This window comes from Streptomyces sp. NPDC031049, assembly GCF_055571015.1.
Window position 1 is genome coordinate 19,470 of the sequence record NZ_JBVIGC010000016.1, and the last position, 12,180, is coordinate 31,649.

Consider the following 12,180-nt stretch of genomic DNA (forward strand, 5'->3'; position numbering starts at 1 on the left):
ATGACCACCACCGACAACACCAAGGGCACCGACGGCTCCGCCGCGCACCCCCGCTTCGCCGAGGCGCTGAGGGCGCTGGGGATCGGGGAGCTGGCCGACCGGGTCCGGCGGTTCCCGGAGGCCACCCGTACCGCCGCCGAGGCCGCCGCCGCGATCGGCTGCGAGCTGAGCCAGATCTGCAAGTCGCTGATCTTCGCCGCCGACGGGGTGCCCGTGCTGGTCCTGATGGACGGGGCCTCCCGGGTCGACCTGGAGCGGGTGCGGCGGGAACTCGGCGCCGGGAAGGTCACGCGCGCCGACGCCGGGGTCGTGCGGGAGACCACCGGATACGCCATCGGCGGCGTGCCGCCCTTCGGCCACCGCACCGCCACCCGGGTCCTGGCCGACCGCTCCCTGCTCGCCCACGACCTCGTCTGGGCCGCCGCCGGCACGCCGTACGCCGTCTTCCCGATCGCGCCGAAGGACCTCGTCGCCCACGCCGGAGCCAGCCTGGTGGACGTGCGCGAACACTCCTCGTGACGCCGCTGGTGACCGTCCAGGGGACGGTGCCGCCCGTCCGCGCCGAGTCGGCGCCGGTCGCCGCCCTGCGGGAGTCCTCGATTCCTGGTCGGCGCCGCCATCGGGGCGCTGTTCTTCAAGGAGCGGTTCGGTGCTCCCCGGGTGCCGGCGGCAGGACTCCTTGGCGTCGCCGTCGCACTGCTGCTGCGCGCCGGGTGACCGGCGGACGGGGGTGCCGCGGCGCGTGCGTGCGGCGCCTGCGAGGAGCACCCTGGAAGCAACGGTTCCGGAGGTGATCGTCATGATGCACACCGCTGTGGGATGGCATGTCGAGCTGGAGTTCATGGAGGACGAGCAGCACACCAAAGCGGCGGCGATGGTGCGCCTGCCCGACGGCACCGAGGTACGGGCACACGGGCACGCCAACCGCCACCACTCCGACGCGAATCAGCCGCGGGTCGGCGAGGAGATCGCCGGGGCGCGGGCGCTGAACGAGCTGGCGATGCAGCTGCTCACCAAGGCGCACGGAGAGATCGACGAGGCGTCGGGACGGATCTCCCACCCGATCCACGTCTGACCGGCGCACCGCGCGACCGCCGCCCGTCCGCCGGTCGTCCACCGCGCGACCGCCGGTCGTCCGGCGCGGCGCCGCCCGCCCGCGCCGGAACGGGTGGGCGACGGCCACGGACCCGGGCGTCGCGTGCCGGAGGGGTGGGCGGTGGCCGTGGACCCGAGCGGCGCGTGCCGTGCCGTGCCCGGGGGACGCTCAGCCCGCGGTCAGCGACGTCCGTACCGCCCGGATCAGCGCCTGCGCCCGCGGGTCGGCCGTCACCGACGTGCGGAAGCCGTTGGTGACATAGCCGAAGGCGATGCCGGACTCCGGGTCGGCGAAGCCCAGGGCGCCGCCGCGGCCCGGGTGGCCGAAGGAGCCGGGGGCGAGGAACGGGGACGCGCTGCCGTGCAGCATGTAGCCGAGGCCGAAGCGGGTGCCGACCACCAGGACCCGGTCCGGGCCCGCCGACTCCTCGGTCCTGGCCAGCTCGACCGTCTCCGGCGTGAACAGCCGCACGCCGTCGACCTCGCCGATCAGGGCGGCGTAGAACCGGGCCAGCCCGTCGGCGGTCGCCACGGCGTTGGTCGCCGGCAGGGCCGCCGCCCGGTACGCCGGGTCGTTCTGGTCGGGGAACGGCGTGATCGCGGCGAAGGCGCGGCGGGTGAGGGATGCGGGGTCGGCGTAGGCCTCGGCGACCGACCGCTTGGGGCGCAGCCGGAGGCCGCCGGAGGGTTCCGGGTCCGCGACCCGGCCCACGCGGCCGGCCCGGCCCGCCGCCTCCTCGGCGGCCGGCAGGCCCAGCCACAGATCGAGGCCGAGGGGACCGGCGATCTCGTCCGCGATCCACTCGCCCGTGCCCCGCCCGCCGGTGACCCGGCGCACCAGCTCGTCGACCAGCCAGCCGTAGGTCAGCGCGTGGTAGCCGTGGTCGGTGCCCGGTTCCCAGACGGGGGCCTGCGCGGCGACGGCCTCGGGGCCGCGCGCGGGGTCCAGCGCCTCCTGCGGGGTCAGCGGGGTGTCCAGGACCGGCAGCCCGGCCCGGTGGCCCAGCACGTGCCGGACCAGCACCCGGTCCTTGCCGTGCGCCTTGAACTCGGGCCAGTACGTTCCGACCGGCGCGTCCAGGTCCAGCTCCCCGCGCTGGTGCAGCAGCAGCGGTACGGCGGCGGCGACGCCCTTGGTCGCCGAGCGCACGACCTGGGCGGTGCCGCGCTCCCAGGGGGCCGTGCCGTCGAGGTCACGGGTGCCGGCCCACAGGTCCACGACCCTGCGCCCGTCCCGGTGGACGGAGACCGCCGCACCCCGGTCCCCGAGCGCCGCGAAGTTCTTCGCGAACGCGTCCCGGACCGGCTCGAAGCCCTCGGCCACTGTGCCGTGCACGTCGACGTCCACGCCCTGCTCTCCTTCGGCTCGCCTGCGACAGTGGCTGCAACGCGGGGTTTTCGCCTGCGATTCCTGGGCGGGGCCACCTCGTCACGATCGTTACATCGATGTTGCCGCCCGCGTCACGCGCCCGTGCGCGCGGAGCGCGGATCGAAGCCGAAGGGCAGCTCCAGGCGGTGGGCGCGCATCAGCTCGGCGTCGCAGAGCAGGTCGGCGGTCGGCCCGTCCGCCGCGATGACACCGTCGCTGAGGACGAGGGCGCGGGGACACAGCTCCAGGGCGTAGGGCAGGTCGTGGGTGACCATCAGGACCGTGACGTCCAGCGAGCGCAGGATGTCGGCCAGCTCGCGGCGGGAGGCGGGGTCGAGGTTGGAGGACGGCTCGTCCAGCACGAGGATCTCCGGTTCCATGGCCAGCACGGTCGCCACCGCCACCCGGCGGCGCTGGCCGAAGGAGAGGTGGTGCGGGGGCCGGTGCTTGAACTCCCGCATGCCGACCCGGTCCAGCGCCCGGTCCACCCGCTCCTCCAGCTCGGGGCCCCGCAGCCCGGCCGCCGCGGGGCCGAACGCCACGTCCTCCCGCACGGTCGGCATGAACAGCTGGTCGTCGGGGTCCTGGAAGACGATCCCGACGCGGCGCCGGATCTCGGCCATGTGCGCGGCGTCCACCGGCAGCCCGGCGACCGTCACGGTGCCGGTGCCGCCGGTCAGGATGCCGTTGAGGTGGAGCACGAGGGTCGTCTTCCCGGCGCCGTTGGGGCCGAGCAGCGCGACCCGCTCGCCGCGCGCGACCGAGAAGTCGACGCCGAAGAGGGCCTGGTGCCCGTCGGGGTAGGCGAAGGCGAGGCCGGAGACCTCCAGAGAAGCTGTCACAGCGTCCATCCCAGCAGACAGACCACGAGCGCGGCACCGGGCAGGGCGAGGGCGTACGACCACTGCGCCCGGGACGCGGTCACCTCGTCGATGACCGGCATGGCGCCCGAGTACCCGCGGCTGATCATGGCCAGATGGACGCGCTCGCCGCGTTCGTAGGAGCGGATGAACAGCGCGCCGGCGGACTTGGCCAGCACGCCCCAGTGCCGCACGCCCCGCGCCTCGAAGCCCCGCGAGGCGCGGGCGATCCGCATCCGCCGCATCTCGTCGGTGATCACGTCCCCGTACCGGATCATGAAGGAGGCGATCTGCACCAGCAGCGGGGGCAGCTTCAGCCGCTCCAGGCCGAGCAGCAGCGCGCGCAGCTCGGTGGTGGCGGCCAGCAGCACCGACGCGGCGACGCCCAGGGTGCCCTTGGCCAGTACGTTCCAGGCGCCCCACAGGCCGCTCACGCTCAGCGACACCCCGAGCACCTCGATGCGCTCGCCCTCGGCCACGAACGGCATCAGCACGGCGAACGCGACGAACGGCACCTCGATCAGCAGCCGCTTCAGCAGGAAGCCGGCCGGGACGCGGGCCGCGACCGCCACCGCCGCGAGCAGGACGGCGTACCCACCGAAGGCCCACACGGCCTCGCGCGGCGTCGAGACCACGACCACCACGAAGGCGAAGACGGCGGCGAGCTTGGTGTGCGGCGGCAGCCGGTGCACGGGGGAGTCCCCGTGCCGGTAGAGCCGATGGGCGTGGCCGGCGCCCACGTCAGACGCGCTCCGCGGTCCCGGTCGAGGCCGGCGAGGTGTCGTCGGAGCGCCGCCTGCGCACCGTCCAGAACACGGCGCTGCCCGCGACGACGGTCACGCCGACGCCGATCAGTCCCGCGAGGCCGCCGGAGAGGCGGGCGTCGTCGACGTCCCTGACGCCGTAGTCGGCGAGCGGGGAGCCGGCACTCGCGTGCTCCTCGGTCTTGGCGTCGATGCCCTTGTCGGCGGCGACCTTCTCCAGCCCGTCGGGGTCGGCAGAGGCGTAGAAGCTGACGAACCCGGCCAGCACCAGGGAGGTGAGCAGGCCGGCCGCCCACACCCTGCGGGAGGAGCGCGCCGCGGCGGGCGCGGGGGCCGCCGGAGCGGCGTCGGGGGCGTCGACCAGCTCGCCGTCGACGCGCAGCTTCAGGCGCTGCTTCAGGCCCCGGGCGCCGTGCACCAGGTCCGGGCGCACGGCGACGACGGCGCCGACGGTCAGCGCGGTGATCACCGCCTCGCCGATGCCGATGAGGACGTGCACGCCGACCATGGCGGTGGCGACCTTGCCGATCGCGACGTCCGTGGTGCCGCCGATCCAGTACAGCAGCGTGAAGGACAGCGCGGCGGCCGGCACGGAGACCAGGGCGGCGACGAAGGAGGCGGCGGTCACCGAGCGGCGCGAGCGCGGCAGCACCCTCACCAGGGCCCGGAAGAGGGCGTAGGCGACGACCGTGCCGACGATCGCCATGTCGGTGATGTTCACACCGAGCGCGGTCAGGCCGCCGTCGGCGAACAGCACGGCCTGCATGAGCAGGACCACGGAGATGCACAGGATGCCCGTATACGGGCCGACGAGGATCGCGGCCAGCGCCCCGCCCAGCAGATGCCCGCTGGTGCCGGCCGCGACCGGGAAGTTCAGCATCTGCACCGCGAAGACGAACGCCGCGACCAGCCCCGCGAGCGGCGCGGTACGGTCGTCCAGTTCCCGCCGCGCACCGCGCAGGGCGACCGCGACGGCCCCCGCGGCGACGACGCCGGTCACGGCGGAGGTCGGGGCGTCGATGAATCCGTCGGGTACGTGCACGGGTCGATGGTGGGGCTTGTTGCGACCATCTTGCAAGAGCCAAGGGCAAGCCTTTACCTGCCGCTTATCTCACATCTGCTATCCGCCCCGAGGGGCGGCGGCCGGGAAATGTGCGACATTGGATGAGGGGCGGGACAGACAGCTCTCCGGCAGGTGGCACGGCGTAAAGGGGCCATCCGATGTCCGTAGTCGAACAGTACGCACAAGCCCACATCCTCACCGACACGGACGCCCCGGACCAGGACGACGCCGGTGCCGTACCCGTCGTCCTGCGGTACGACCCGGAGGACGATCCCCGTTCCGTGCGGATGGGCATACCCGTGCGCCAGCCCGGCGCCGTTCCCCGCTCACGCGAGTGGACCTTCGCGCGGTCCCTGCTGGAGCAGGGGCTGCGGGCGCCGGCCGGCACCGGCGAGGTGCGGGTGTGGCCGTGCGGCCGGGTCCAGGCCGTCGTGGAGTTCCACTCACCGCAGGGCTGCTCGGTGGTCCAGTTCGAGACGAAGGCGCTGCTGCGCTTCCTGCGCCGGACGTACACGGCGGCGGCCCAGCCGGTCGCGCACTAGCGTCCCGCCCGTCCCGCCTGCCCGGCCCGTCCCGCCTGCCCGGCCCGTCCTGGCGGCTCGTGCGGCTCAGCCGCCCGCCTTCAGCAGCGCCGCCACGATCGGCCCCGCCGTCTCGCCGCCGTGCCCGGCCGCCTGCACCACACCGGCCGCGGCCAGATCGCCCCGGTAGGCGGTGAACCAGCCGTTGGGCTTCTCCTGGTTGTCGACCTCGGCCGAGCCGGTCTTCGCGCCGACGTCACCGCCGACCCCGGCCATCGCCCCCGCCGCCGTGCCCGCGGACGCCGTGTAGGACATCAGCTCGCGCAGCTGCGCCAGCGTCTGTGCCGACATCGTGCGCTCGGCCGTGGCGAGCTTGCGGCCGTCCACCGACGGGGAGACCAGGTACGGCTGGCGGAACGTGCCGGTCTTCACGGTCGCCGACACCGACGCCATGTTCAGCGGGTTCATCCGCACCCCGCCCTGCCCGATCAGGGAGGCGGCCATCGGGGCGGCGCTCTGCACCGGCACCGCGCCGTCGAAGGTCGGCACACCGACCGACCAGTCGTTCTTCGCCAGGCCGAAGACCTGCTGGGCGTGCTCGGTCAGGTCGTCGTTCTCCAGCTCGGGCGCCTGGCTGATGAAGGCGGTGTTGCAGGAACGGGCGAAGCTCGCCTTGAACGTGCCGCCCTTGATCTCGAACTCGTCGAGGTTCTGGAACTTCCAGCCGCCGTAGCTGAAGTACTTCGGGCACGGGTGCTGCTCGTCCATCGACGCCAGGCCCTTCTCGATCAGCATCGACGCGGTGATGACCTTCATCGTCGAGCCGGGAGCCAGCGAGCCCTGGAAGGCGGTGTTGAAGCCGTGGCCGCTGTTGGCCACCGCCAGGATCTCGCCGGTCGAGGCGCGCGTGACCACGACCGACGCCCGCGCCTTCTTCGCCACCTGCTCCTCGGCCGCGGCCTGGAGCTTCGGGTCCAGCGTCGTCTTCACGGTGCCGGGCTTGCCCTCGCTCAGCTCCAGCAGGGTCTTGTCGGACAGCTTCCGCTTCTTCGACTCCTCGCCGCGTACCACCCGCAGCTCGACGCCCGCGGTGCCGCCGGCCTTTTCGCCGTACTTCTCGCGCAGCCCGTCCAGCACGGAGCCGAGCGAGGGGTAGGCGGCCGTGGTCAGCTCGCCGCCGTCGCGGTCGAGGGCCTTCACCGGCGGGTCCCCGGCCTCCCCGGTGACCAGCCGGTCGCCGTCCTCCAGGTCGGGGTGGACCACGGAGGCGTGCCAGTCGACGCGCGGTGCGCCGCCGGGCCCGCGCACCACCGTCAGCGCGCTGTCGTACGCCAGCGGCTCGCCGGTCTCCTCGTGCCGCACCGTCGCCTTGACGGCGAAGGGGACCTTGTCGCCGGCGGGGGTGCCCGGGGTGAGGGCGACGTCCTCGACGCGGGCGTCCTCGGCGTAGCCCTTCAGCAGCGCCGCGGCGGCCTTCGCGTCGTCGGTGGCGGCGGCGGCCTTCGTGACGTCGCCCTCCTGCCAGGCGGTGAGGAAGCGGCGGGCGGTCTCGGTGACCTCGGCCTTCGTCAGCGGGCCGGTGCGGGTCCGGCCCTCGGCCGCCGTGGACGCCGCCCGGGTCTCCTCGGCGTCCGAGGTGCCCCACAGCGCGTAGGCGCCCGCTCCGGCGCCTCCGGCGACGACCGCGGCGATCACCCCGCCGATCACGGCGGGGCGGGTGTTGCGCCGCCCGGCGGCGCGCCTTCTGTTGCCCACAGCTTCCCGTTCCCTCGTACGCCTCACGCTCTCAACGACGGGACACACAGTAGGTCCCGGCGGTTGCAGTGAGTTCAGCCACCCGCCCGCAGCACGTCCGCCACGATCGGTCCGGCCGCGTCACCGCCGTGCCCGGCGCCCTGGGCCATCGCCGCCGCGGCGAGGTCGTTCCGGAAGCCGGTGAACCAGCTGTCGGACACGGCCTTCCCGTCGACCTCGGCCGAGCCGGTCTTGGCGCCGATGTCGCCGCCGAGCCCGGCCATCGCCTGCTGCCCGGTGCCCTGGGTGGCGGTCAGCCGCATCATCTGTTTCAGCTGGGCGGCGGTGCTCCGCGGCAGGCCCTTGGCGGTGGCCAGCTGTCGGCCGTCCAGGTCGGGGGAGACCAGATAGGGCTGGCGGAAGGTGCCGGTGATGGCCGTCGCCGTCACCGAGGCCATGTTCAGCGGGTTCATCTGCACCTGGCCCTGGCCGATGGCGTTCGCCGCCCGGTCCGGTCCGGCGACGGCGGGCACGCTGCCGTCGAACGAGGTGATACCGGTCTTCCAGTCGTCGCGGCCGAGCCCGAACCGCTCCTGGGCCTCGGTCGTCAGCGAGGCGTCGGTGAGGGGCTGCTCGTCGATCAGCTTGATGAAGGCGGTGTTGCAGGACCGCTGGAAGCTGGAGGCCAGCGTGGCACCCTCGTCGGGCTGCATACCGGTGAGGTTCTTGAAGGTCTGGCTCTGCCAGGTGGCGGTGTCGGGGCAGGGCGCCGGGCCGTTCATCGAGGTCACGCCGTTGTCGATGAGCATCGCGGCGGTGATGATCTTCATGGTGGAGCCGGGGGCGACGGCGCCCTGGAAGGCCGCGTTGAAGCCGTCCGGCCGGTTGTTCGCCACCGCGAGGACCTCGCCGGTGCTCGGCTTCACCGCCACCACCGACGACTTGTCGAACCGCTGCACCGCACGCTCGGCCGCCGCCTGCACCCGCGCGCTGAGGGTGGTGCGCAGCTTGCCGGGCTCACCCTCGGTGAGGGTCAGCAGCGGGGTGTCGGCGGCGCCCTCGGCCGCGTGCCGCACCACCAGCTCCACGCCGGGCTCGCCGCCGGCCCGCTCGCCGTACTTCTGGCGCAGCGTGTCGAGGACCGGGCCGAGCGAGGGGTACTTCTCCTTCGTCAGCACGGTGCCGTCGCGGCCGACGGCCTCGATCGGCGGGCTCGCCGACTCCTCGGTGACCAGGGTATCGCCCTCCTCCAGCTGCGGATGGACGACCGAGGGCCGCCAGTCGACCAGGGCCCGCCCGCTGGTCAGCCCCCGAACGACGGTCAGCTCGCTCTTGTACGTCAGCGGCTTGGACGCCCCCTCGTAGGACACCGTCGCCTGCACCGTGAACGGCACCTTCGTGCCGGTGGCGGTGCCGGGCGTGACGGTCACGTCCCGGACGGACGCCTCCTCGCCGTAGGCCGTCAGCAGCGCCTCGGCCTCCGCGCCGTTGTTCGTGTACGAGGCGGCCTGCGCCGGCTGCCCCTTCTCCCAGGCCGCGAAGAACTTCTCCGTGGTCTCGCGCACCTCGTCCCGGCTCGGCGGCCCGGACCGCTTCGTCTCGGCCCCGCTGGAGCCCGAACCCCCGCCGTTCACCGCCGAGACGATGTTGTAGGCGCCGTACCCGGCCCCGCCCACCATCACGGCGAACACGCCGCCTATGACGGCGACCTTGACCCCCCTGGCCATCGGCCGATCCCTCCCCTTCGGGCCTCCTGTCCGCCTCCGATCTCTTGAACGCGTTCAGAAAGCAGTTGTCCGTTGCACTCTAGGCGCAGGGAGTGACCGCCGGTACGGCCGTGGCCGTTTGTTGGCCGAATGGAGACCGCTCAGACCCACGTGTCCAGCCACATCCGTGACCGCCAGTCGTCGATCGGGATGGCGGTGCCGGTGTACAGGGGCCAGAAGTAGATGAAGTTCCACGCGATGAGCAGGACCAGGACGCCCGCGCCCGTCGCCCCCGCCACGCGCCGGGCGTCGCCGGAGCCCGGGCGGCCGATGACCGCCCCCAGCAGCATCGCCACCGCCAGGCACAGGAACGGCAGGAAGACCACGGCGTAGAAGAAGAAGATCGTGCGCTCCTGGTACAGGAACCACGGCAGATAGCCGGCCGCGAGGCCGCAGGCGATGGCGCCGGCCCGCCAGTCCCGGCGGAACGCCCAGCGCCACAGGACGTACAGCAGCGCGAAGCAGCCCACCCACCACAGCAGGGGCGTGCCCAGCGCCAGCACCTCGCGGGCGCACTTCTCGCCCGCGTCCGCCGGGCAGCCGTCCGCGCCGGGCGCCGGTGACTCGTAGAAGTAGGAGACCGGGCGGCCCAGGACCAGCCAGCTCCACGGGTTGGACTCGTAGGTGTGCGGCGAGGTCAGTCCGGTGTGGAACTCCAGCACCTGGGTCTCGTAGTGCCACAGGCTGCGCCACCAGTCCGGGAACAGCCAGGACCAGGAGCTGTCCCTGCCGTCGGTGGCGGCCCAGTTCCGGTAGTAGCCGCCGCTGCCGTCGGCCGGGGAGAGGATCCATCCGGTCCAGGACACCAGGTAGGTGACCAGCGCGACCGGAACCGTCGCCAGGAAGGCCAGGCCCAGGTCCCGCCGGAGCACGGCCAGGTGCGGCCGGTGCGCGCCCGCGACCCGGCGCGCGCCCACGTCCCACAGCACGGTCATGACGCAGAACGCCGCCATGATGTACAGGCCGTTCCACTTGGTGCCGATGGCCAGCCCCAGCATCAGGCCCGCCGCCCAGCGCCACGGCCGCCATCCGATCCGGGTGGTCTCGGCGATGTGCGCGTCCGGGCGGACGCGGCCGTCGGCGTCGGCCGGGAGCGCGGCGGCGAGCTTCTCGCGGGCCCGGTCGCGGTCGACGAGCAGGCAGCCGAACGCGGCCAGCACGAAGAACACCAGCACGCTGTCGAGCAGCGCGGTCCGGCTCATCACGAAGGCCAGCCCGTCCACGGCCAGCAGCGCGCCCGCCAGGCAGCCGAGGAACGTGGAGCGGAACAGGCGCCGCCCGATCCGGCACAGCAGCAGCACCGACAGCGTGCCGAGCAGCGCGGTCATGAACCGCCAGCCGAACGGATCGAAACCGAACAGCCACTCGCCGAGCCCGATGACGTACTTGCCGACCGGCGGATGCACCACGTACGCCGCGTCCGCCGGGATCGGGACGTCACCGCCCGACTTCAGGATCAGGTCGTTGGCGTTCTTCTCCCAGTTGACCTCGAACCCGCGGTGGATCAGCGCCCACGCGTCCTTGGCGTAGTACGTCTCGTCGAATATCACCGCCTTCGGGCTGCCGAGGTTCCAGAACCGCAGCACGCCCGCCAGCAGCGTCACCAGCAGCGGCCCGAGCCAGCCCGACCAGCGCACGGCCCGGTCGGCCAGCGGCTTCGACAGGCCGAGGAAGACCCACAGTCGTGGGCCCGGCCGCGTGTACGGCGGCACCAGCCGGTCGCGGACGTCGCCCTGGGGCACGGCCGTGTGTCCGAAGCGGCGCAGCCGCTGCTGCCAGGACGGCCGCCGGTCGTGCGTCGCCTGGTCCTGCCGGGTGTCCGTGGAGGACGCGGTACTGGTCACCGCGCCATCGTAGGGAACGCGTCTGTGCGAGTCCCGCCGTTGCCCCGGCGAGCGCCGACAAACCCGGCCGTCGCCCTGGGAGGCCGACAAACCCGGCCGTCGCCCTGGGAGGCCGACAAACCCGGCCGTCGCCCTGGGAGGCCGACAAGCCCGGCCGTCGCCCTGGGAGGCCGACAAGCCCGGCCGTCGCCCTGGGAGGATGGAGGGGTGACAAGCGCACCCGGAACCCTGGTCCTCGCCGGCACCCCCATCGGAAGCATCGCCGACGCCCCGCCCCGGCTCGCCGAGGAGCTGGCCGGCGCCGACGTCGTCGCCGCCGAGGACACCCGGCGGCTGCGCCGGCTCACCCAGGCCCTCGGCGTCACCCCGAAGGGCCGGGTGGTGTCGTACTTCGAGGGCAACGAGTCGGCCCGCACCCCCGAGCTGGTCGAGGAGCTGGTGGGCGGCGCCCGCGTGCTGCTGGTGACCGACGCCGGGATGCCGTCGGTCTCCGACCCCGGGTACCGGCTGGTCGCCGCGGCCGTCGAGCGGGACGTCCGGGTCACGGCGGTGCCCGGACCGTCCGCCGTGCTCACCGCGCTCGCCCTGTCCGGGCTGCCCGTCGACCGCTTCTGCTTCGAGGGGTTCCTGCCGCGCAAGGCGGGCGAGCGGCGCTCGCGGCTGCGCGAGGCCGCCGGGGAGCGCCGCACCCTCGTCTACTTCGAGGCCCCGCACCGGCTCGACGACACCCTCGCCGCGATGGCCGAGGAGTTCGGCCGGGAGCGCCGGGCCGCCGTCTGCCGGGAACTGACCAAGACCTACGAGGAGGTCAGGCGCGGCCCGCTGGGCGAACTGGCCGCGTGGGCGGCCGAGGGCGTGCGCGGGGAGATCACCGTCGTGGTCGAGGGGGCGCCGGAGCCGGGGCCCGAGGAGGTCGGCGCCGCGGAACTGGTGCGCCGGGTGCGGGTGCGCGAGGAGGCGGGGGAGCGGCGCAAGGAGGCGATCGCCGCGGTGGCCGCCGAGGCGGGGGTGCCCAAGCGCGAGGTGTTCGACGCGGTGGTGGCGGCGAAGCACTCCACGGGGTGAGCCGGGGCGCCCCGGGCGGTCGGGTCCACCGGGTGAGCCCGGGCGGCCGGAGTCCCTGTCCTTCCCATCGGCGGGCAAGGCGCCGGCAAAGACGCCGGG

The 12,180-nt window shown here is 73.8% G+C and carries 11 protein-coding genes and 1 pseudogene; 5 read left to right on the forward strand and 7 right to left on the reverse strand.

Features of this window, described 5'->3' with window-relative positions; all coding sequences use genetic code 11:
- The 3 genes and pseudogenes from ACZ45Q_RS25180 to ACZ45Q_RS25190 all read left to right on the forward strand — a co-directional run bounded on the left by ACZ45Q_RS25180 (position 1) and on the right by ACZ45Q_RS25190 (position 1,075).
- On the forward strand, positions 1-519 hold the full coding sequence (locus ACZ45Q_RS25180; protein ID WP_468265265.1) for a YbaK/EbsC family protein: 519 nt from the start codon (positions 1-3) through the stop codon (positions 517-519).
- Positions 520-557: 38 nt separating this feature from the next.
- Positions 558-717: pseudogene (locus ACZ45Q_RS25185) on the forward strand (EamA family transporter); the annotation flags it as partial.
- Positions 718-799: 82 nt separating this feature from the next.
- Positions 800-1,075, forward strand: a complete 276-nt coding sequence (locus ACZ45Q_RS25190; RefSeq protein WP_468265267.1) for a DUF1876 domain-containing protein — start codon at positions 800-802, stop codon at positions 1,073-1,075.
- A gap of 189 nt (positions 1,076-1,264) precedes the next feature.
- Here the strand turns inward: ACZ45Q_RS25190 and ACZ45Q_RS25195 are convergent, their stop codons facing one another.
- The 4 genes from ACZ45Q_RS25195 to ACZ45Q_RS25210 form a co-directional block, all read right to left on the reverse strand.
- Positions 1,265-2,443 (reverse strand): serine hydrolase domain-containing protein, encoded by a 1,179-nt coding sequence (locus ACZ45Q_RS25195; protein ID WP_468265269.1) that lies wholly within the window; start codon positions 2,441-2,443, stop codon positions 1,265-1,267.
- A gap of 113 nt (positions 2,444-2,556) precedes the next feature.
- On the reverse strand, positions 2,557-3,315 hold the full coding sequence (locus ACZ45Q_RS25200; RefSeq protein WP_468265271.1) for an energy-coupling factor ABC transporter ATP-binding protein: 759 nt from the start codon (positions 3,313-3,315) through the stop codon (positions 2,557-2,559).
- Positions 3,303-4,064, reverse strand: a complete 762-nt coding sequence (cbiQ, locus tag ACZ45Q_RS25205) for a cobalt ECF transporter T component CbiQ (protein WP_468265273.1) — start codon at positions 4,062-4,064, stop codon at positions 3,303-3,305. The genes ACZ45Q_RS25200 and cbiQ overlap by 13 nt, the downstream gene beginning before the upstream one ends.
- Position 4,065: 1 nt before the next feature.
- Complete coding sequence (locus ACZ45Q_RS25210; RefSeq protein ID WP_468265275.1) at positions 4,066-5,130, reverse strand: energy-coupling factor ABC transporter permease; 1,065 nt, start codon at positions 5,128-5,130, stop codon at positions 4,066-4,068.
- Positions 5,131-5,309: 179 nt separating this feature from the next.
- On the opposite strand from ACZ45Q_RS25210, the gene ACZ45Q_RS25215 reads away from it, so the two are divergent.
- The gene (locus tag ACZ45Q_RS25215) at positions 5,310-5,693 is read left to right on the forward strand and encodes an SsgA family sporulation/cell division regulator (RefSeq protein ID WP_468265277.1); all 384 of its coding nucleotides are present in this window, start codon (positions 5,310-5,312) and stop codon (positions 5,691-5,693) included.
- A 66-nt stretch (positions 5,694-5,759) separates the two neighbouring features.
- Here ACZ45Q_RS25215 and ACZ45Q_RS25220 read toward each other — a convergent pair whose 3' ends face one another.
- The 3 genes from ACZ45Q_RS25220 to ACZ45Q_RS25230 all read right to left on the reverse strand — a co-directional run bounded on the left by ACZ45Q_RS25220 (position 5,760) and on the right by ACZ45Q_RS25230 (position 11,016).
- Entirely contained in the window at positions 5,760-7,427 is a 1,668-nt protein-coding gene (locus tag ACZ45Q_RS25220; RefSeq protein WP_468265279.1) for a penicillin-binding transpeptidase domain-containing protein, read from the reverse strand.
- A 74-nt stretch (positions 7,428-7,501) separates the two neighbouring features.
- Entirely contained in the window at positions 7,502-9,133 is a 1,632-nt protein-coding gene (locus tag ACZ45Q_RS25225; RefSeq protein WP_468265281.1) for a penicillin-binding transpeptidase domain-containing protein, read from the reverse strand.
- Positions 9,134-9,273: 140 nt separating this feature from the next.
- A complete protein-coding gene (locus ACZ45Q_RS25230) occupies positions 9,274-11,016 on the reverse strand; it encodes a dolichyl-phosphate-mannose--protein mannosyltransferase (RefSeq protein ID WP_468265283.1) in 1,743 nt (580 codons plus the stop codon).
- 207 nt (positions 11,017-11,223) lie between these two features.
- Between ACZ45Q_RS25230 and rsmI the strand changes: the two genes are divergently transcribed.
- A complete protein-coding gene (gene rsmI, locus ACZ45Q_RS25235; RefSeq protein ID WP_468265285.1) occupies positions 11,224-12,081 on the forward strand; it encodes a 16S rRNA (cytidine(1402)-2'-O)-methyltransferase in 858 nt (285 codons plus the stop codon).
- The last annotated feature ends 99 nt before the right edge of the window (positions 12,082-12,180 follow it).